Below are 19,798 nucleotides of genomic sequence, written 5' to 3' on the forward strand. Positions count from 1 at the left end.
GTCCATCTCCGCATTACGTCCCGTTAGCAGCCCATGAATACTCTCCGTCTTGCCTTTCGCATGATGCGCCGCGACTTCCGTGCCGGCGAACTGCATCTGCTGGGTCTCGCCATCATCATCGCCGTCGCGAGCCTGACCAGCGTCGGCTTTCTTGCCGATCGGGTTGGGCGCGGGCTCGACCGCGAGGCCAATCAGTTGCTTGGCGGCGATCTGCTGCTTCGCGCAGATCAACCGTGGCCGGATTCGTTTGCGGACGAGGCGCGTCAGCGCGGGCTGCGGGTGGCGTCTACAGTGCTGTTCACGAGCATGGCCAGTACCGATGACGAGGCGGTGCTTGCCGGCGTCAAGGTGGTTGAAGACGGCTATCCGTTGCGCGGTTCCGTGCGACTTGCGCCCGGGCCGAACCAGCCCGACGCCGAGGCCGGACGCTCGCCTGCGCCAGGGGAGGTGTGGCTGGACGAACGGCTTTTTGCGCAGCTTGGGCTGAAGACGGGAGACGCTGTCGGCCTCGGACTGAGGACGTTCCGGGTTGGCGGCATGATCAGCTTCGAGTCTGATCGTGGTGCCAACTTTTTCAGCCTGCTGCCACGGGCCATCTTCAATCTTTCCGACCTTGCGGACACCGGCCTGATCTCAGCCGGCAGTCGTGCGAACTGGCGGCTTCATCTGGCGGGCACCCCCGAAGCCGTAAGCGCGTACGAGAAGTGGGCGCGAAGCGCGCTGGGGCGCGGGCAGTCGGTGGAAACCATCGAGAACGCCCGCCCAGAGGTTCGCGCAGCGCTCGATCAGGCACAGCGCTTCCTGCGGCTGGCGGCATTGCTGGCGGCGATCCTCGCAGCGGTTGCGGTCGGGCTGTCGGCGCGCCGGTTCATGCAGCGGCACCTCGACGCGTGCGCCGTCATGCGCTGTCTCGGCGCCCGCCAGGCGCAGGTGCTCGGAATTGTCATCGGCGAGTTTCTGATCTTCGGTCTGGTCGCGGCTGCGCTGGGCAGCGCACTGGGCTGGAGTGTGCAGTGGGGCCTCGGAAGCGGACTGCGCGAGGTGCTGTCGACCGAACTGCCCGCACCGTCAATGCTGCCGCTGGCGCATGGTCTGCTGGTCGGCATGGCGCTCCTCATCGGCTTCGTGCTGCCACAGTTGCTTCGCCTCGGGGCTGTGCCGACCTTGCGCGTACTGCGACGCGAGTTTTCCTCGGCCGAGCCACTCAGCAACAGCGCGTGGGGCCTGGGTTTGCTTGCCCTGCTGGGGCTGATCTTCTGGATTGCCGCCGATGTCCGGCTCGGGGTCGCCGTGGCGGGCGGCTTTGCCGTGGCGCTTGGCGTATTTGCCCTTGCCGGCTGGTTCGTGCTGCACCTTGCTACACGGCTCAAGGGACGGGGAAGTCTGAGGGGTGGCGGCTGGCGGTACGGGATTGCCGCACTCGGGCGACGCATGGTGCCGAGCGTGATTCAGGTCGCCGCGCTTGGCCTCGGGATGACGGCCTTGCTGTTGCTGACCCTCGTCCGTGGCGACCTGCTGAACGACTGGCGCAACATGACGCCGACCGATGCGCCCAACCGGTTCGTGATCAACATTCAGCCCGACCAGCGCGCGGCGCTGGAGGACTTCTTTGTCGCCGAAGGGCTGCCACGGCCCGGGATCGAACCGATGATCCGTGGCCGCATGCTTGCCATCAATGGCGAGGCGGTGAAGCCGGACAGCTTCGAGGACACCCGCACGCGCCGCCTCGCTGCGCGTGAATTCAATTTGTCCTATTCGAGCGCCTTGCCCGATGGAAACGAGATCATCGACGGGCAGTGGCATGGCGCGGGCAAAACTGCGCAGTTTTCCGTGGAGAAGGGGTTGGCCGAAACCTTTGGCATCAAGCTGGGCGACAGCGTGCGCTTCGAGGTAGCCGGGCAGGAGGTGGAAGCGCCGGTGACCAGTGTGCGCGAGCTGAATTGGGATTCGATGCGGGTGAATTTTTTCTTCATCGCGTCCGAAGGGCTGCTCGAGAACTATCCAGCCAGCCTGATCACCAGTTTTCACCTTCCACTGGAGCAGCATGACTTCACCACGCGTCTGGTGGCGGCCTTCCCCAATCTCTCGGTGATCGACATCGGTGCAGTGCTGACCCAGGTCAAGACCATGACCGACAAGCTGATTCTGATCGTGCAGTTCGTGTTCGGTTTTGCAGTCGTCGCGGGTCTGGTGGTGCTGTATGCGGCCCTGCAGTCGACCCATGATGAGCGTGAATTCGAACTCGCCATGTTGCGCACGCTCGGTGCGCGGAATCGTCAGGTGCGTCAGGCCTTGAGCGCCGAGTTCATTGTGCTCGGTGGGGTGGCCGGTGTGCTGGCCGGTATCGGTGCGACGGCGATCGGGTGGGCGCTTGCGCACTTCGTGTTCAGGATGGACTACGTCCCTTCGGGCTGGCCCTTGCTGCTTTCGAGCCTGTTTGGGGCGGCAGGCGTGATGCTTGGAGGATGGGTCGGCACCCGCGGCCTGCTGTCGCGCCCCCCGCTGGCCAGCCTGAGGGCGTTGGGTTGAGATGATGCAGATATTCAGCAATGCGGAGCTTGTCCTGCTCGGGCTGCTCGTTCTGGTCCTCGTGCTCTTGCTCTGGGTCGTGCTGCGCACAGGTCGCCTGGAGCGCGACGTTCAATCGAAGCTCGGGGAGCGCCTCGACCATCAGCTTGCGGCACAGCACCGCGATCTGCTGCGTGACCTTCACGACGGCCTGACCCGGCAGACCGACCGCATTGGCGATCACGCCCGCGCCGACAGGGAAATCCTGCAACGCGGTCTGGGCGCGGCATCGGTGCAGCTGTCGCGCAGTATCGAAGCGCTGACACACAGCGTCGATGGCCGTCTGCAGACGCTTGCCGGGCAGGTGAACGAACGCCTGGACGAAGGTTTCCGCAAGACCAACGACACCTTTGCCAGTGTGATGTCCCGCCTGGCCACCATCGATGAGGCGCAGAAGAAGATCGACGGTCTCACCACGAACGTGGTCAGCCTTCAGGAGCTCCTGGGCGACAAGAAGGCACGCGGCGCGTTTGGCGAAGTGCAGCTCGAAGCCCTGGTGCGCAATTCGCTACCGCCCGATGCGTTCGAATTTCAGTCCACCCTGCCCAACAACACCCGGGCTGACTGTGTGCTCAAGCTGCCTGAGCCGACCGGCCTGGTGGCCGTCGATGCGAAGTTCCCGCTGGAGAACTATCACCGCATGTTCGACAGCAGTCTTGCCGAACTCGATCGCAAGGCCGCGCAGATGGCCTTCCGGGCCGACGTGCGGCGCCATGTGGATGCGATCGCAGGCAAGTACATCCTGCCCGGCGTGACCTCCGACGGCGCGATGATGTTCCTGCCCGCCGAGGCCGTGTTCGCCGAACTGCACGCCTATCATCCAGAGGTTATTGCCTATGCACAGGGCAAACGGGTCTGGATTGTGTCACCCACCACGCTGATGGCGGTCCTCAATACGGCGCGTGCGGTGCTCAAGGATGTCGAGACGCGCAAGCAGATCCACGTCATCCAGGATGCGCTGGGCAAGCTGGCAAAGGATTTCCACCGCTTTGACGAGCGCATGAATGCGCTTGCGCGGCACATCGATCAGGCCAGCAAGGACGTGCAGGACGTACAGACCTCGAGTCGCAAGATCACCGCGCACTTTCAGAAGATCGAGTCGGCGCGCCTCGACGAAATCGACGAACTCGACCGCATACCGGAAGCCGCAGCTCAGCCGCCGATATAGGACATTTCGATCTTGGGGCGAGAGGTCGTGGCTGCGGTGCGGATCTCCGAGTAGCGGTCGTCACGCTGCGCCCACACCCCGGCAATCGCGGCATCGAGCCGTCGGTCGTCCGCGCCGCTGCGAAGCAGGTCACGCAGATCGTGTCCCTGCTGCGCGAAAAGGCAGGTGTAGAGCTTGCCTTCGGTTGAGAGCCGGATGCGGGTACAGGTGCTGCAGAACGCCTGGGTGACCGACGAAATGACGCCGATCTCGCCTCCGCCGTCGCGATAGCGCCAGCGCTCGGCGACTTCACCCTCGTAATTGGGGTCGATGGGCTCGAGCGGGAAGTGCGTGCCAATGCGCTCGATGACCTCGCGCGACGGCAGCACTTCATCCATCTTCCAGCCGTTGCTGGCACCAACGTCCATGAATTCGATGAAGCGCAGGATGTGGCCACTGTTGCGGAAGTGCCGCGCCATCGGGACGATGTCCTGATCGTTGCTGCCGCGCTTGACCACCATGTTGACCTTGATTGCCTCGAAACCCGCGGACCTTGCTGCAGCAATGCCTTCGAGGACGCGCGCCACCGGGTAGTCGGCATCGTTCATGCTGCGGAAGAGCCGATCGTCGAGTGCATCCAGGCTCACCGTTACGCGATGCAAGCCCGCGTCGCGCAAGGTCTGCGCCAGTTTCGGGAGGAGCACGCCATTGGTTGTCAGCGTGATCTCCACGTCGTCCAGCTTCGCAAGCATTCCGATCAGGCGCTCGATGTCCTTGCGCAGAAGGGGCTCACCTCCGGTGATCCGGATCTTGCGTACGCCACGCTCGACGAAAAGCCGGGCCACACGGTAGATCTCTTCAAAGCTCAGCAGCTGTGTCCGCGGCAGGAATGGGTAGTCCTTGTCGAAGACCTCACGCGGCATGCAGTACACACATCGGAAGTTGCAGCGATCGGTTACCGAGATCCGCAGGTCACGCACGTTCCGGCCGCGACGGTCGAACAGCGGGCCGTCCTGAACCGACGCGGGTTCAGGCAGGGGAAGCGAAGCAGTGTTGTGGATCGGGATGACTTTCATGGTGGGTACGCAGGTTTTTCACTTTCGACTGATCCTGCGGGCGACTGTTCCACAGTGCCTTGTCCGCGGTCAAGTGAGTAAAAGCACTGGTTTTATTGTGGTTAATACGGATGTATCAGCCCAACTTGGGGAGTGATTCGTGAAAACCCGCACGCTGACATTGATTCAGGCGCGTTAAACCCCTACATCATGTATGTCTTTAGGCATACTTCACATCGTAAACAACAGAAACCACATTTATAGAACGGCCACTGAGCCTGGCTGCATTTGAAAGCAAAAGGAGTTGTACCTTGAACGCACGGAGCGGCAACCTGCCCCGAAAAACGGATACCACCGCCCTTTACGAGCGCTTCCCTCACCTGCAGGGCATTGACCTGCTCTGGGGTTCAAGGGAGTGTCGGCAGTATCTTTCGAACCTGATGACCGATACACGTGGCGGAAAGCGCCAGGGTTTCCCCGCTGAGCATGCCATGACCGTCATGCGTTTGCTGATGGAACACGACAGGCTGTATCCGCAGTTCGAGAACGAACCCCTCGATCTGCGCTGGGGTGACGGTCCGATGCGACGTACTGCCGGACGCTGATTCCCGCCACAGGCTTGCCCGCAGGCGCAACAGAGGTAAAGATGTAGGGTGCCCGGTCGTCTCGATCGGGTCAGTCACCTTCGTTTCGGCTTCCGGAGAACAAGAACATGGCCGATATTGCGCCTCTGTCCGCTGCTCAGTTGCGGGCCTGCTGCAGCCCCGATCAATTCTCCTTCGAGACCACCGCCACGCTCGACGACCATCCCGGCGACCTGGGACAGGCGCGGGCAATGGAGGCCCTTCAGTTCGGGCTCTCGATGGGGCACACCGATTATCACGTCTTCGTGCTGGGGGAGTCCGGCAGTGGCAAACATGCCACTACCTTTCGCCTCCTGCGCGAGCGCGCGGCGACCGAGCCGGTGCCACCGGATCTGTGCTATCTCCACAACTTCGACGAGCCGCTCCATCCGCGCCTGCTGACCTTGCCGGCAGGCCGCGGCACGGCCCTCAGGGCAGAGATGCAGACCTTCATCCGCGACCTGGGTCCCGCGATCGAGGGCGCACTTGGCAGCGATCCCCATACAGAGCGTATCGAGGCCTTGCAGACCGCGCACAAGAGCCGCGAGGACACGGCCTTGCGCGAGCTTGGGCAACAGTGCAATGCAGAAGGTATCTCGCTGCTGCAGACACCGGACGGTTTTGTGTTTGCGCCCTCTGCCGAAGAGGGGGTGATGGCGCCCGAAGTGTTCGACGCCTTGCCCGCGAGCGAACGCGAGGCCATCGAGGCGCGCGTGGCGGAATGGAGCGACCGGCTCGAGGATCTGCTCAACGAATTCCCCGGCTGGCGCAAGAGCCTGCGCGAGGCGCTGGTCCGGGCTGAGAACGAAGCCCTTACGCCCGCCGTGTCGCATCTGATGCGGGACATGCGGGCGCGTCATGCCGACTTGCCGGAGGTGCTTGCCTTCTTCGACGCAGTCGTCAAGGATGTGCTCGACTATGCAGTTGATGGCATCGTCCTCGATGAGGACGACGACGACGCAGATACGGATGACAGCGGTCGCTTCAGCCGCTACCAGGTCAAGCTGCTGGTCGATCACGCCGCCTCGACCGGCGCGCCGATCGTGTTTGAGAACAATCCGGGCTATGGCAACCTGATCGGGCGCGTCGAACATGTGGTGCAGCAGGGGGCGCAGGTCAGTCACTTCAATCTGATTCGCGCGGGCGCCCTGCATCGTGCGAACGGCGGCTATCTCGTGGTGGACGCCGAGCGCCTGCTGACCCAGCCCTTTGCGTGGGAAGGACTCAAGCGCACCCTGCGGTCGAGCGAGATCCGTATTGAGCCGCCTGCCGAGGCACAGGGCTGGAGTGGGTCGCTTACGCTCGAACCACAAGCCGTGCCGTGTGGGCTGAAAGTGGTGATGATCGGCGACCGCGATCTGTACTACACCCTGATGGAACACGACCCCGACTTCGCCGAACTGTTCAAGGTCGCCGCCGACTTTGATGACGACCTGCCGCGCTCGCCGGAAAACGAGCAACAGTACGCCCGTCTTCTGGCGATGCTCGCGCGCAGTGCCAAGCTGTTGCCGCTGCATCGCAGCGCCGTTGCGCGCCTGGTGGAGGAGGGCGCTCGCATCGCCGAAGATGCGGCGCGGCTGTCCCTGCAGACTCGCCTTCTCGCCGACCTGATGCGCGAGGCAGATCACTTTGCCCGGCTCGCTCAATGCGAGAGCATCGAACGCGGGCATATCGAGGCTGCGCTCGCAGCCCGTGCGCGACGAAGCAACCGCTATCCGACGCGCGTGAGGGAAGCCATGCTCGATGGCACCACGCTGATTGCCACCAGCGGTAGCCGGGCAGGCCAGATCAACGGCCTCGTGGTGATCGAACTGGCCGGCGAGCGTTTCGGACACCCGATGAGAATCTCGGCAACGGTCCGTCTCGGTGAAGGCGACGTCGTCGACATCGAGCGCGAAGCCGAGCTGGGGGGCGCCATCCACTCCAAGGGCGTGCTGATCCTTTCGGCCTTCCTCGCGGCCCGCTATGCGCGCCATCAGCCACTGTCCCTGTCTGCCAGCCTGGTGTTCGAGCAGTCGTATGCGCCGGTCGAGGGCGATTCCGCTTCCCTGGCCGAGTTGTGCGCCTTGCTGTCCTCGCTCACCCAGTTGCCGATCGAGCAGCGCCTTGCGATCACCGGCTCGGTGAACCAGTTCGGTGAGGTTCAGGTGATCGGTGGCGTGAATGAAAAGATCGAAGGCTTCTTTGATCTGTGCTCTGCGCGGGGGCTCGATGGTACTCAGGGCGTGGTGATTCCTGCGGTCAGCGTTCGCCACCTGATGCTTCGCGAGGACGTTGTCGAGGCCGCTCGCGACGGGCGTTTCCACATCTACCCCGTGAGCACGGTGGACGAGGCCATGGAAGTGCTTACCGGGGTTCCGGCAGGCGAGGCGGATTCCAAGGGTGTGATGCCGCGTGGTTCGCTCAACCACAAGGTTGCCAGCGTGCTTGCGGATATGACGGCAGCCCGCCATGCCTACGCCGATGGCGATGCCGACGGGCGTCGTCGGCGACGCGGGGCGCACTGAGGCTGTTTGCCCCGATCAGGTGGATCGGGGCAAACCTGTCGGCGTCTGAGGCGTGAGTCCCGGCAGGAGCCGTAAATCGGCTCGAAATCCTGCCGGGGCGTGCCATGCGCGCGACGCCCAGGGTGCGGACAAGCCCGTCCTTGCCGGGTAAACCGTGCTTGCCAGGCCCGAGTAAGGCATCATGGCGCGCTTCGATTGCTTAACCGGCGCAAAAGGCGTTTCCATGTACCCGATTCTCGATATTGACGCCCAGTTGTTGCTGGCCACCCTGTTTGCTGCAAAAAGAAAGCCGACCGAACTGGTCGGGATCGTGACCGCAGCCGAGCTGCTGGGCTGCCCGATCAACTCCACCAACCTGTGGGCGGAGTCCTTTCGCCGCCTTGCCACGCACGGCCTGATCGTTGCCGAGGGCGAGGTCTACGCGCTGACCCCGGCAGCTCAGGCGATGGCAGAAGGTCTGCCGAAGAAGGCCGATATCTCAGAGCGCGTGTTCCTGGTCAGAGAGAAGCTTTCCGCCTATACGCCCGCCGAGAAGAGCCCTTCGATCCCCATGACCGGGGCGCAGTTCGACGAGGCGATTCGCGCTCACAAGGCGATTACGCGGCAGAGCGGCAAGAACCTCCTGATGCCAAAACCCAAGCTGGACGATGATCAGCGCCGTCCAGCGCGCCGGCCCTTCGGTGCCGGTCGACGCCGGAGCTGAGGCTCACGACTTCGTTGTCAGATGCAGTGCCCTTCAGGGGCTGCATGGGATGGATCTTCAAGCTCAGGCGGGCTTCCAGCGCAGAACAATCTGATCTGCGAGTTCAGTCAGCTCAGACGCAACAAGATCAGGCGCCGGAACCTCTGCTGCGGGCAGCATCGCATTGCAAGGGCGCGTAATGAATGCCCCACGGCAGCCGGCGGCCTGGGCGCCAATCGTATCCCACAGGTGACAGGCAACAAGGCACAGCGCCGAAGTGTCCGCACCCAGCTCAGACGCCACCAGCTGGTAGGTTTCCGGGGCTGGCTTGAACTTTCTGACCGACTCGACGCTGAACGAACGCTCGAAGAATGACGCAATCCCAGCGCGCTCAAGCGGCGTGGGCGACGATGCGCTTGCCGAGTTCGTCAGCGTTACCAGCCGGAAGCCCGCATCGCGCAGCCGCGTGAGCGCAGGCGCGACGTCCGGATGGGCCGGCATCTCGTTCATTCTCGTCTTGAGCTCGCTGATGTCGGCGTCGGCAAGCGTCACGCCACGGGTGGCCGCCACCATGCGCAGGCTGCCCACTGCGAGCGCCCCGAAGGGGGTGTAGAGCCCCGAGAGCGTCATCGTCTGCGAGTACAGGATCAGTTGTGCAAACCACTCCCGCAGAACGAACGCGTCACCAAAGACACGTTCGAAAAGGGGCTCGAGCGTCGTGATGTCGAGAAGGGTCTCGTTCACGTCGAATACGATGATTGAAACCGGCAAGTCCTTGTCCATGGAGCATCCTTTCTCGGCGCGCCTGCTGCCCTGTCTGTGCCTTGATGGCACGACCTGGAGCGACAGGCCTGGTGAACACGAAAGTTCATTCTAGTCCCGTACGCCACCGGGTGTGCCTGATCAGCCGTTCAGTCATGTGGCGGCAAAAGAGGCGGGTCGCACAGCTGCCAAGGCCGCAGCCTGCCACGCGCGCGGTGGAGGAGTGCGTGGGAGATTGAAGGATCTCGCAGTGACTCTGCCCGATTGCCAGCGTTCCACCCTTGTTCGTTGAATGTCTTACGAAGCGGCAAATGATCGCTTGCTCGCTTCATCGCATCCGGCCGCACCCGAACCCCAATGCTCGCTCAAATAGCTCACAAATGTGGAGATCCGGGCGGACAGCGCCGTGTTCCGGTAGTACACGGCGTTGATCGGCTGGCGCACCTCCAGCGTTCGGGTGGGGAACAACTGCACCAAGCGTCCTTCGGTTCGGTCGCGATGGGTCATGAAGTCCGCCAAACAGACGATTCCTGCGCCCTCAAGTGCCAGCTGGCGCAGGGTTTCACCGCTGGAGGCTGCAATGGTGGGGGTGATACGCAGCGGCAGGTCGTCCTGTGCGGGTAACGGCCATTCATTGAGTGCAGCCGGCTGTGTGAAGCCCAGCAAGACATGTTGAGCGAGGTCGCCGGTGCTGCGCGGCCGACCGTGCTGTTCAAGATAGGAAGGCGCTGCCAGCACGCGCAGACGGCAGCTGCCGATAGGCCGTGCATGCAGCGTTGAATCCTTGAGCCTTCCGATGCGGATGGCAACGTCGGTGCGCTGCTCCAGCAGGTCGATCAAGCCTTCGTTGCTGGTTAGCTCCAGCGTCACTTCCGGATAGCGCTCACGGTAGCCGGAAATCAACGGAACAACACCGTGGAGCATGAAAGGCGTGGCGGCATCTACACGCAGCCGCCCAGCCGGCCGTTCGCGGCGGATCGAAAGATCTTCTTCGGCGCCCTCGACGCAGGCGATGATCTCTCTCGCACGGTCGAGAAAAATGGTGCCTTCCTCAGTCAGCTCCAGACGTCGCGTGGTGCGGCGAAGGAGTGTCGTGTTCAGCTTGTGCTCCAGCCGCCCCAGGGTTCGGCTGACTGCCGATACGGTCAGCCTCAGATGGTCGGCCGCACGCGACAGCGCACCCGCATCGACCACCGCGATCAACGTCCGCATTTCATCCAGGGTTGTCTTCATTGTTGATATAAACGCAAATATTTTTTCAATACTATGGACTTTATAGCATAAGTGATTTAACCCACCATCGCATTCTTTCAACGCTCAACACAAGGATGCAAGCATGCCAATCGCGCTATTCGCGCTGACCATCAGCGCTTTTGCCATCGGGACGACAGAGTTCGTCATCGTTGGCCTGATCCCGACCATCGCTGCTGACTTGTCCGTCAGCCTGCCGTCAGCCGGGCTACTCGTCAGCCTCTATGCGCTCGGCGTCGCCGTCGGTGCTCCGGTGCTCACCGCCTTGACGGGCAAGGTGCCACGCAAGGCGCTGCTTCTCGCCCTGATGGCACTGTTCACGGCGGGCAACCTGGTCGCCTGGCAATCACCAGGTTACGAGTCCCTGATCGTGGCGCGCATCCTGACCGGACTGGCCCACGGCGTCTTCTTCTCGATTGGGTCGATCATCGCAGCGAGCGTGGTGCCCAAGGAGAAGGCCGCAAGTGCCATCGCGATAATGTTCACTGGCCTGACTGTGGCCTTGGTGACGGGTGTGCCAATGGGCACGTTCATCGGTCAGCACTTTGGCTGGCGCGCCACGTTTCTCGCCGTCGCAGCCCTGGGTGTGATCGCGTTCATGGGAAGCCTGATCTTTGTCCCCAGGAACGTACCGCACAGCAAGCCGGCTACGCTTCGTCAGCAGATCGGCGTGCTGGCGCAGCCCCGGTTACTCCTCGTCTACGCGATGACCGCCGTGGGCTACGGCGGTTCGTTCATCGCCTTCACGTTCCTGGCTCCGATTCTTGAGCAGATAACGGGTTATTCAGCCAGCGCGGTTGGCGGGGTCATGCTGGCTTATGGCGTCTCGGTCGCGGCTGGCAATCTGTGGGGCGGCAAACTTGCAGATCGAAGCGGGCCGATCCCGGCGCTGAAACTCATTTTCCTGCTGCTCGCTGTCGTGCTGGCAGTTCTGAGCATCACCGCTCCGAATCGCTGGTTGATGCTTGTCACCGTACTGGCGTGGGGTGGTGTTGCCTTCGGCAATGTGCCGGGTCTTCAAGTCTATGTGGTCAAGCAGGCGCAACGCTTTGCTCCGCAGGCCGTGGATGTGGCTTCGGGCCTGAACATCGCAGCCTTCAACGTCGGCATTGCGGCTGGCGCCTGGGTGGGCGGCTTGATCGTGACCCACGTTGGCCTCATCCACACTGCATGGGTTGGCGCGCTGGTGGTACTCGTCGCATTGTTCCTGACAGTTTGGGCCGGGAGGCTGGATCGGCGCGATGCAGAGATCGAACTGTCGGCAGGTATTGCGCCAGTCACGCCGTGAGGGGGCAGGGGAATAGAAGCCCGGGTTTTCGACTGCGATGGAACGCTTGTTGTCAGATCACCGCCGTAATCGAACGCATGGCCCGCTGCATTCCGTTCTGGCTGGCAAGGTCAGCGCAGGGGCTGTCGGGGCACGTGCCGATTGAACTGGTCGAAAAGCCGTACGAGCGCGGGCTGACGCTAAGACCGGCTGGCTGTGCAAACTGAATGGCCCCGGGTTCTCTGAACATCTTCGTTGCGTCACAGCTTGAGGCTGCGGGATGTCTGGAGGCTCCGGGGCAATCTACCTCGTTCGGTCGCCGAACGACGGAAGGCGTAGCCATCTGAGCAATCCTGATGCTGACTTCGCATCCCGTGAACGCAAAAATGCCACCCCGAAGGATGGCATTTTCACTTTGCTTCTGGCTCCTCGACCTGGGCTCGAACCAGGGACCTACGGATTAACAGTCCGGCGCTCTACCAACTGAGCTATCGAGGAATAAACTCTTGCTGCAACGTTTTCTTGGGGTTCCCCCCGCGGTCGCAAAAATCGCGTGCAGCCGCTGCTGAATTCTTCTGGCTCCTCGACCTGGGCTCGAACCAGGGACCTACGGATTAACAGTCCGGCGCTCTACCAACTGAGCTATCGAGGAACAGAGGCGCGCATTGTAGGCTGCGCCTTCTGGTTCGTCAAGAAATAAACTGCATTTTTTTATGCAGCCCGTCTCTCCTTCTTACTTCACGACTGCGGCAATGGCCTTGGCGACGTAACCGATGTTCTTCGTGTTCAGTGCGGCCAGGCAGATACGACCGGTCGACACGGCGTAGATACCGAATTCGGTCTTGAGTTGCTCGACCTGTGCAGCGGTCAGCCCGGTGTAGGAGAACATGCCGCGCTGCTTGATGACGAAGGAGAAGTCCTGTGCCACACCAGCAGCCTTGAGCTGTTCGACCAGACTGGTACGCATGTCGCGGATGCGGTCACGCATGCCGGCCAGTTCATCTTCCCACTGCTGACGCAGCTCGGCGGAGTTGAGCACTGCTGCAACCACGGCGCCACCATGGATCGGCGGGTTGGAGTAGTTGGTGCGGATGACGCGCTTGACCTGGGACAGCACGCGGGCGCTTTCTTCCTTGGCGGCGGTGATGATCGACAGCGCGCCCACACGCTCGCCGTAGAGCGAGAAGCTCTTGGAGAAGGAGCTGGAGACAAAGAACTGCAGCCCGCTGGCGGAGAAGGCGCGCACAGCGACGGCGTCGGCTTCGATGCCGTCGGCGAAGCCCTGGTAGGCCATGTCGAGGAAGGGGACCAGGCCGCGGCTGCGGCAGGCGTCAACCACATCGTTCCACTGGGCGTCGGAGAGATCGGCGCCGGTCGGGTTGTGGCAGCAGGCGTGGAGGATGATGATCGAACCGGCGGGCAGGCTGTTGAGCTTGGCCTTCATGCCTTCGAAGTTAACACCGCGGGTGGCTGCGTCGTAGTACGGATAGGTTTCGACCGGGAAGCCGGCGGCTTCGAACAGGGCGCGGTGGTTTTCCCAGCTCGGGTCCGAAATGTACACCGTCGCGCCCGGCTGCAGGCGCTTCAGGTAGTCAGCGCCGACCTTGAGCGCGCCCGTGCCACCAAGGGCCTCGATGGTCACGACCTGGCCGTTGGCGATGAGTTGCGAGTCCTTGCCCAGCAGCAGGTTCTGAACTGCAGTGTTATAGGTGGCTGCGCCTTCGATGGGCTGATAGCCGCGCGGCGGCATCGCTTCCAGGCGGACCTTCTCGGCTGCGCGAACGGCACCCAGCAGCGGAATCTTGCCGTTGTCGTCGTAATACACGCCGACGCCGAGGTTTACCTTCTCAGCACGCGTATCGGCATTGAAGGCCTCGTTGAGACCGAGGATCGGGTCGCGGGGTGCCATTTCGACGGCGGCGAAGATCGATGCAGACATGTTAGCTCCAGTAGCACTTGCGGTTCACGCCCGTCCGGCAGGGAAACTGGCCGTGCCTTGACGCGCGTTTTGGGAAATAATCGTTGTTTGCCCGAGCTGGACCCTCAAGTTCGGGCGTCAGCTGAAACAATCGGAAATTCTAGCATGCAGAGTTCAGACGGTAGCGCCTCAGCGAGCACGACAGACGTTGTTACCTTCGAAGGCAGCCCGTTTCGTCTGCACCGGCCCTTTCCGCCCGCTGGCGATCAGCCGCTTGCGATCGCGAAACTGGTCGAGGGGGTCGAGGACGGGCTGATGTACCAGACCCTGCTCGGGGTGACCGGCTCCGGCAAGACCTACACCATGGCCAACGTCATCGCGCAGATGGGGCGTCCGGCGCTGGTGCTCGCGCCCAACAAGACGCTTGCTGCGCAGCTCTATGCGGAGTTTCGCGAGTTTCTTCCCGAGAACGCGGTGGAGTATTTCGTCAGCTACTACGATTACTACCAGCCAGAAGCCTATGTGCCGTCGCGCGACCTGTTCATCGAGAAGGATTCGTCGATCAACGAGCACATCGAACAGATGCGTCTGTCGGCCACGAAAAGCCTGATGGAAAGGCGCGATGTGGTCATCGTGGCCACCGTGTCCTGCATCTACGGTATCGGCGACCCGGTCGACTATCACGCGATGATCCTGCACCTGCGCGAGGGCGAGAAGGTCGGGCAGCGCGACCTGATCCAGCGTCTGGTGGCAATGCAGTACACGCGCTCCGATATCGATTTCCGTCGCGGCACCTTTCGCGTGCGGGGTGATGTGATCGACGTTTTCCCGTCCGAGAACGCCGAGTTGGCAATCCGCATCGAGCTGTTCGACGACGAGGTCGAGCATCTGACCCTGTTCGACCCCCTTACAGGGCACCTGAAGCAGAAGCTCGGGCGCTTTACCGTCTACCCCTCGAGCCACTATGTCACGCCGCGTGAGACGGTGCTGAAGGCGATCGAAGCCATCAAGGACGAGCTCAAGCTCCGCGTCGAACATTTCTATGGCGAGAATCAGCTGGTCGAAGCGCAGCGAATCGAACAGCGCACGCGTTTCGATCTTGAGATGCTTAACGAGATGGGCTTCTGCAAGGGCATCGAGAACTATTCTCGCCATCTCTCCGGACGCAGCCCGGGCGAGCCGCCCCCGACTTTGATCGATTACTTGCCGCAGGACGCACTGATGTTCATCGACGAGTCGCATGTGTCGATCGGGCAGGTGGGGGGGATGTACAAGGGCGATCGCTCGCGCAAGGAGAATCTGGTCAATTACGGCTTCAGGCTGCCGTCGGCGCTGGATAACCGTCCGCTCAAATTCGACGAGTTCGAGCGTCTGATGCCGCAGACGATTTTCGTCTCTGCCACGCCTGCAGCGTACGAGGCCGAACACCAGGGGCAGGTAGTGGAGCAGGTCGTGCGTCCCACCGGTCTCATCGACCCGCTGGTCGAGGTCCGTCCGGCAACGACTCAGGTTGACGACCTGCTCAGCCAGATCAAGGCCCGGGTTGCGGTGGGTGAGCGGGTGCTGGTGACCGTGCTGACCAAACGCATGGCCGAGGATCTCACCGACTACCTCAACGAGAACAGCGTCCGCGTGCGATATCTGCACTCGGATATCGATACCGTCGAGCGCGTCGAGATCATTCGCGATCTGCGCCTGGGCGAGTTTGATGTGCTGGTAGGGATCAACCTTCTGCGTGAAGGCCTGGACATTCCCGAGGTGTCGCTCGTGACCATCCTCGACGCGGACAAGGAGGGCTTCCTCCGCTCCGAGCGTTCCCTGATCCAGACCATAGGTCGCGCTGCCCGTCATATCAATGGCACGGCCATCCTCTACGCCGACCGGGTCACGCGTTCGATGCAGCTCGCGATCGATGAAACAGAGCGCCGGCGGACGAAGCAGATTGCCTTCAACGAGGCAAATGGTATCGTTCCCAAAACCGTCACCAAGCGGATCAAGGACATCATCGACGGGGTCTATTCCGTGGACGATGAGAAAAGGGCTTCGGTTGCAGCCGAAGCGCGGGCTGACTATGCGCTGATGGACGAGAAGGCGCTGGCCCGGACAATCAAGAAGCTGGAAAAAGAGATGCAGGAGCATGCTCGCAACCTCGAATTCGAGAAGGCTGCAGCGGCTCGGGATGAACTGTTCCGCTTGAGGGAGCGGGCGTTTGGTGCTGATCAGCACGGAAACACCTAAAGGGAGAGCATGAAGAGAATTCTTTTTGTATGTTCGGGAAATATCTGCCGTTCGCCTACCGCTGAGGGCATTGCCAGGCACTTCATCGAAACATCCGGGCTTGAGTCCGACTTCGAGGTGGACTCGGCAGGCACGCAGGGCTACCACGCGGGAGAGCCGCCCGATCCACGCGCCATGAAAGCTGCGGCGCAACGCGGCTACGATCTTTCGCCGTTGCGCGCGCGCAAACTCGAGATTACTGACTTTCAGCGCTTCGATCTGCTGCTGGCAATGGACAGAGGGCATCTGGAGCACATGGTGCGCAACTGCCCCGAGGTCTATCAGCCCAAGCTCGCGCTGTTTCTCGAGTTTGCGCCCGAGCTTGGGGAGGAAGAGGTGCCCGACCCGTACTATGGCGGCGTGAACGGCTTCGAGTTTGTTCTGGATCTGTGCGAGAAAGGCGTCGATCGCCTGCTCGGTGGCGCCCTGGACGGCCGCTGACCGACTCTCGGGGTCTTCCGCTCAACGCGAAAAAAATGGCCGCAGGGGAGTCCCCCGACGGCCATTTCTACACCATGCCGCCCGGTCGGGCGGCATTGACGTGATTACTTCTGCGTTTCTACCTGCTGCAAGGGCTCTTCAGCGATGACGACTGCAGCACGCGGCTTGCGGCCAAGTTGCTGCGGCGCTTCCGGTGCGCCGTTGCCAAAGCTGACCTTCTTGTCCTGGCTGGTTTCGATCATGACCAGGCCAGCGTCTTCGAGCACGCCTGCAAGGTCAATCGGGCCCAGTGCTGCAGGTGCCTGTGCAGACGCACTTGCTGCAACCGGAGCGACTTCCTCGACAACAGCAGGGGACTCGACTTCGACTGCCGCGACGACCGTTTCAGCTTCGACGGCTGCGGATGCAGCTTCTGCCTCGACGGCAGCCGGTGCCACTTCAGCAGCGATCGTTTCGACTGCTTCAAGGGCTGCCGGAGCAGTCGTTTCAACTGCTGCAGCGGCAGCCTCGACCGGCGCTTCGATAGCGGCGGGTGCCTCGATCTCGGTCCTTACCGGATCGGTAGCGGGCTCTTGTGCCTCGGCCGCGCTGGATGCTTCAACAGCCGGTTCAGCTGCAGGCACTTCGGCTGCAGCTGTCACGATTGCTGGCACCTCAACTTCGGCTGCAGCAGCAACGGGAGCCATCTCGGTTGCAGCTGCGCGCACCGGCATCGGTGCCGGCTCGGCGTTAACCGAGACTTCGACCGGGCTCGCCGATTCGGAGACAGCGACAGGCAACTCAGCGGCAGTCTGTTCAAGGGCTGCATCGCTGACCGTAGCCGCGGCAACAGCCGCCGTGGCCACAGCTGCGGTCGAGCTCTCGGAAGCGGAGCTATCGCTGTCGGCATTTGCCTGCTGATCAACCGTTTCCTGGCTTTCACCCGGGCGGCGGTCACGACGTCCCCTGCTGCGACGACGACGCTTCTCGGGTGCGCCTTCTTCGCCTGCAGGCGCTGCGGTCACAATCACTTCTGCGGCGCCTGCAGCGACGATGGCTGCGTTATCGGCCATCTGCTCGGTGCTCGCTTCTGCTGCCTTTGCATTGTCGTCCTGACGCGGCTGACGCTGACGACCGCGACCACGGCTGCGGCCGCCTTCTTCAGAGCGTTCGCCACGTTCGGTGCGCTCGCCACGTTCCTGACGCTCTTGCGTCTGGCGTTGAGGCTTCTCGCGCTCCGTGTTCTCGGCTTTCTCGGCACGGGCGCCGTTACGCGTGTTGCCGCCTTCGCCTTCTGTGCGTTCGCCGCGTTGGCCGTCACGACGTCCATTGCGACCACCACGGCGCTCGCCACCGCGCTCGCCGCGACCGCGCGATTCGCGCTTCGGCGTCGTTTCAGCGACAGGTGCCGGCGTGGGTGCCGGGGTCGGCTCGCCCGTCAACCAGCCGAGGAAGCGTGCAATCAAGCCCTTTGCGGGTGCTGCAGCAGCTACGACAGGGGCGGCTTCAGCGCGCGGTGCGACAACGGGCGCCGGCTGAGCGGGCGAGATGCCCTTCACGGCAGCTTCCTGGCGCGCAGGCTTGTCGCCTTCCTTGGCGGGCATGCCGATTTCGGTTTCGGTCGGCTGGTGGACCATCTGGTAGCTGGCCAGCGCGATGTCTTCCTGGTTAAGCTGGTCGTGGCGCAAGCGGACGATTTCGTGCGCCGGCGTTTCCATGTGCCGGTTCGGCACGATGATCAGCTGAACCTTGTGGCGATACTCGATGCGTGCGATATCAACCCGCTTCTCGTTGAGCAGGAAGGTAGCGACATCGACTGGCACCTGCAGATGCACTGCACCGGTATTGTCCTTCATGGCCTCTTCTTCGAGGATGCGGACGATGTGCAATGCCGACGACTCGGTGCTGCGGATGTGGCCGGTGCCATTGCAGCGCGGGCAGGTGATGTAGCTGGTTTCGGCAAGTGCCGGACGCAGGCGCTGACGCGACAGCTCAAGCAGACCGAAACGACTGATCTTGCCGGTCTGGACACGGGCGCGGTCGTGGCGCAGTGCGTCGCGCAGGCGGTTCTCGACTTCGCGCTGGTTCTTCTGCGACTCCATGTCGATGAAGTCGATGACGATCAGGCCACCGAGGTCGCGCAGGCGCAGCTGACGCGCAATTTCGTCGGCCGCTTCAAGGTTTGTGCGGAACGCGGTTTCCTCGATGTCTGCACCCTTGGTCGCACGACCGGAGTTGACGTCGACCGAGACCAGAGCCTCGGTGTGGTCGATCACCACGGCACCGCCGGAGGGCAGGCCGACCTGGCGCGAGTAAGCCGATTCGATCTGATGTTCGATCTGGAAACGCGAGAACAGCGGAACGTCGTCGTTATAACGCTTGATCCGGCTGACGTTGCCCGGCATGACGTGAGCCATGAACTGGTGAGCCTGTTCATGGATTTCGTCGGTGTCGATCAGGATCTCGCCGATGTCGGGCTGGAAATAATCACGAATGGCGCGAATCACCAGGCTGCCTTCCTGATAGATCAGGAACGCGCCGGTCTGGCCCTGGGCTGCGCCTTCGATGGCAGTCCAAAGTTGCAGCAGGTAGTTAAGGTCCCACTGCAGTTCTTCGGCGCCGCGACCGATTGCTGCCGTGCGCGCGATCAGGCTCATGCCCGCAGGGCTCTCGAGCTGATCCATGACTTCGCGAAGTTCAGCGCGCTCGTCACCCTCCACACGGCGCGATACGCCACCGCCGCGGGGGTTGTTCGGCATCAGTACGAGGTAACGGCCGGCCAGCGAGATATAGGTGGTGAGCGCTGCACCCTTGTTGCCGCGCTCGTCCTTCTCGACCTGAACGATCAGTTCCTGACCTTCGCGCAGGGCTTCCTTGATGCTGGCCTTGCTGGCATCTACGCCGGGCTGGAAATAGGAACGCGAGATTTCCTTGAAGGGCAGGAAGCCATGTCGCTCAGCGCCATAATCAACAAAGGCGGCCTCGAGGCTGGGCTCGAGGCGAGTGATGACCGCCTTGTAGATATTGCTCTTGCGTTCTTCCTTGTTGGCCGATTCGATGTCGAGGTCGATCAGTTTCTGACCGTCAACGATTGCGACGCGCAGTTCTTCTGCCTGCGTCGCATTAAAGAGCATTCGCTTCATTTTGGATCGTTCTCCCGCGCAATGCACACGGGCAGGACGAACGGCGCGCACCATCGCGCTTTCCGGGGTCAGGAGCAGTTGGGTAGGGCTACTTTCATCCGGTAGTCAATATTGGCTGTGATGGGTCGGCTGGTCGATACTCTCTTGAATCTGTCTGCCAGTGTCCTTGGATCAGCAG

Annotated in this window: 13 protein-coding genes and 2 tRNA genes; 8 read left to right on the plus strand and 7 right to left on the minus strand. The window is 62.3% G+C overall.

Annotation, left to right across the window (positions count from 1 at the left end):
• The first annotated feature begins 33 nt into the window (after positions 1-33).
• Both CEW87_RS16760 and CEW87_RS16765 read left to right on the plus strand, forming a co-directional pair.
• The gene (locus CEW87_RS16760; RefSeq protein WP_108974821.1) at positions 34-2,529 is read left to right on the plus strand and encodes an ABC transporter permease; all 2,496 of its coding nucleotides are present in this window, start codon (positions 34-36) and stop codon (positions 2,527-2,529) included.
• Position 2,530: 1 nt separating this feature from the next.
• Entirely contained in the window at positions 2,531-3,736 is a 1,206-nt protein-coding gene (locus CEW87_RS16765) for a DNA recombination protein RmuC (protein ID WP_420094117.1), read from the plus strand.
• On the opposite strand, the gene moaA is transcribed toward CEW87_RS16765, so the two are convergent.
• The gene (gene moaA / locus CEW87_RS16770) at positions 3,721-4,791 is read right to left on the minus strand and encodes a GTP 3',8-cyclase MoaA (protein WP_108974823.1); all 1,071 of its coding nucleotides are present in this window, start codon (positions 4,789-4,791) and stop codon (positions 3,721-3,723) included. The two genes, CEW87_RS16765 and moaA, sit on opposite strands and share 16 nt — an antisense overlap.
• 290 nt (positions 4,792-5,081) lie before the next feature.
• Here moaA and CEW87_RS16775 point away from each other — a divergent pair, with 290 nt between their 5' ends.
• The 3 genes from CEW87_RS16775 (at position 5,082) to CEW87_RS16785 (ending at position 8,603) form a co-directional block, all read left to right on the plus strand.
• Complete coding sequence (locus CEW87_RS16775; RefSeq protein WP_234421567.1) at positions 5,082-5,375, plus strand: hypothetical protein; 294 nt, start codon at positions 5,082-5,084, stop codon at positions 5,373-5,375.
• 107 nt (positions 5,376-5,482) lie between these two features.
• Positions 5,483-7,900 carry a Lon protease family protein gene (locus tag CEW87_RS16780; protein WP_108974824.1) on the plus strand — a complete coding sequence of 806 codons (2,418 nt, stop codon included), beginning with the start codon at positions 5,483-5,485 and terminating at the stop codon, positions 7,898-7,900.
• Between the two features lie 181 nt (positions 7,901-8,081).
• The gene (locus CEW87_RS16785) at positions 8,082-8,603 is read left to right on the plus strand and encodes a hypothetical protein (protein WP_234421568.1); all 522 of its coding nucleotides are present in this window, start codon (positions 8,082-8,084) and stop codon (positions 8,601-8,603) included.
• A gap of 63 nt (positions 8,604-8,666) precedes the next feature.
• On the opposite strand, the gene CEW87_RS16790 is transcribed toward CEW87_RS16785, so the two are convergent.
• Together CEW87_RS16790 and CEW87_RS16795 are read right to left on the minus strand one after the other, a co-directional pair.
• Positions 8,667-9,365 carry a haloacid dehalogenase type II gene (locus CEW87_RS16790; RefSeq protein ID WP_108974828.1) on the minus strand — a complete coding sequence of 233 codons (699 nt, stop codon included), beginning with the start codon at positions 9,363-9,365 and terminating at the stop codon, positions 8,667-8,669.
• 276 nt (positions 9,366-9,641) lie between these two features.
• Positions 9,642-10,577 carry a LysR substrate-binding domain-containing protein gene (locus CEW87_RS16795; protein ID WP_108974830.1) on the minus strand — a complete coding sequence of 312 codons (936 nt, stop codon included), beginning with the start codon at positions 10,575-10,577 and terminating at the stop codon, positions 9,642-9,644.
• A gap of 103 nt (positions 10,578-10,680) precedes the next feature.
• On the opposite strand from CEW87_RS16795, the gene CEW87_RS16800 reads away from it, so the two are divergent.
• Positions 10,681-11,883 carry an MFS transporter gene (locus CEW87_RS16800; protein WP_108974831.1) on the plus strand — a complete coding sequence of 401 codons (1,203 nt, stop codon included), beginning with the start codon at positions 10,681-10,683 and terminating at the stop codon, positions 11,881-11,883.
• A 401-nt stretch (positions 11,884-12,284) separates the two neighbouring features.
• Here the strand turns inward: CEW87_RS16800 and CEW87_RS16805 are convergent.
• The 3 genes from CEW87_RS16805 to CEW87_RS16815 all read right to left on the minus strand — a co-directional run bounded on the left by CEW87_RS16805 (position 12,285) and on the right by CEW87_RS16815 (position 13,801).
• Positions 12,285-12,360: transfer RNA gene (locus CEW87_RS16805), tRNA-Asn, on the minus strand.
• 78 nt (positions 12,361-12,438) lie between these two features.
• Positions 12,439-12,514, minus strand: a tRNA-Asn gene (locus CEW87_RS16810).
• A gap of 81 nt (positions 12,515-12,595) precedes the next feature.
• Positions 12,596-13,801 (minus strand): amino acid aminotransferase, encoded by a 1,206-nt coding sequence (locus CEW87_RS16815; RefSeq protein WP_108974833.1) that lies wholly within the window; start codon positions 13,799-13,801, stop codon positions 12,596-12,598.
• Positions 13,802-13,945: 144 nt separating this feature from the next.
• On the opposite strand from CEW87_RS16815, the gene uvrB reads away from it, so the two are divergent.
• Together uvrB and CEW87_RS16825 are read left to right on the plus strand one after the other, a co-directional pair.
• Complete coding sequence (gene uvrB, locus CEW87_RS16820; RefSeq protein ID WP_108974835.1) at positions 13,946-16,018, plus strand: excinuclease ABC subunit UvrB; 2,073 nt, start codon at positions 13,946-13,948, stop codon at positions 16,016-16,018.
• A 9-nt stretch (positions 16,019-16,027) separates the two neighbouring features.
• Positions 16,028-16,498, plus strand: a complete 471-nt coding sequence (locus tag CEW87_RS16825; RefSeq protein ID WP_108974837.1) for a low molecular weight protein-tyrosine-phosphatase — start codon at positions 16,028-16,030, stop codon at positions 16,496-16,498.
• Between the two features lie 104 nt (positions 16,499-16,602).
• Here the strand turns inward: CEW87_RS16825 and CEW87_RS16830 are convergent, their stop codons facing one another.
• A complete protein-coding gene (locus CEW87_RS16830) occupies positions 16,603-19,620 on the minus strand; it encodes an Rne/Rng family ribonuclease (protein ID WP_108974839.1) in 3,018 nt (1,005 codons plus the stop codon).
• Between the last annotated feature and the right edge of the window lie 178 nt (positions 19,621-19,798).

This window comes from Parazoarcus communis (assembly GCF_003111665.1).
Classification (GTDB): domain Bacteria; phylum Pseudomonadota; class Gammaproteobacteria; order Burkholderiales; family Rhodocyclaceae; genus Parazoarcus; species Parazoarcus communis_B.

What these genes read in the sequence shown, in the direction of transcription:
- CEW87_RS16760 (WP_108974821.1), top strand. Translation starts at nt 34, where the DNA reads ATGAATACTCTCCGTCTTGCCTTTCGCATGATGCGCCGCGACTTCCGT.
- CEW87_RS16765 (WP_420094117.1), top strand. Translation starts at nt 2,531, where the DNA reads ATGATGCAGATATTCAGCAATGCGGAGCTTGTCCTGCTCGGGCTGCTC.
- moaA (WP_108974823.1), bottom strand. Translation starts at nt 4,791, where the DNA reads ATGAAAGTCATCCCGATCCACAACACTGCTTCGCTTCCCCTGCCTGAA.
- CEW87_RS16780 (WP_108974824.1), top strand. Translation starts at nt 5,483, where the DNA reads ATGGCCGATATTGCGCCTCTGTCCGCTGCTCAGTTGCGGGCCTGCTGC.
- CEW87_RS16785 (WP_234421568.1), top strand. Translation starts at nt 8,082, where the DNA reads ATGGCGCGCTTCGATTGCTTAACCGGCGCAAAAGGCGTTTCCATGTAC.
- CEW87_RS16790 (WP_108974828.1), bottom strand. Translation starts at nt 9,365, where the DNA reads ATGGACAAGGACTTGCCGGTTTCAATCATCGTATTCGACGTGAACGAG.
- CEW87_RS16795 (WP_108974830.1), bottom strand. Translation starts at nt 10,577, where the DNA reads ATGAAGACAACCCTGGATGAAATGCGGACGTTGATCGCGGTGGTCGAT.
- CEW87_RS16800 (WP_108974831.1), top strand. Translation starts at nt 10,681, where the DNA reads ATGCCAATCGCGCTATTCGCGCTGACCATCAGCGCTTTTGCCATCGGG.
- CEW87_RS16815 (WP_108974833.1), bottom strand. Translation starts at nt 13,801, where the DNA reads ATGTCTGCATCGATCTTCGCCGCCGTCGAAATGGCACCCCGCGACCCG.
- uvrB (WP_108974835.1), top strand. Translation starts at nt 13,946, where the DNA reads ATGCAGAGTTCAGACGGTAGCGCCTCAGCGAGCACGACAGACGTTGTT.
- CEW87_RS16825 (WP_108974837.1), top strand. Translation starts at nt 16,028, where the DNA reads ATGAAGAGAATTCTTTTTGTATGTTCGGGAAATATCTGCCGTTCGCCT.
- CEW87_RS16830 (WP_108974839.1), bottom strand. Translation starts at nt 19,620, where the DNA reads ATGAAGCGAATGCTCTTTAATGCGACGCAGGCAGAAGAACTGCGCGTC.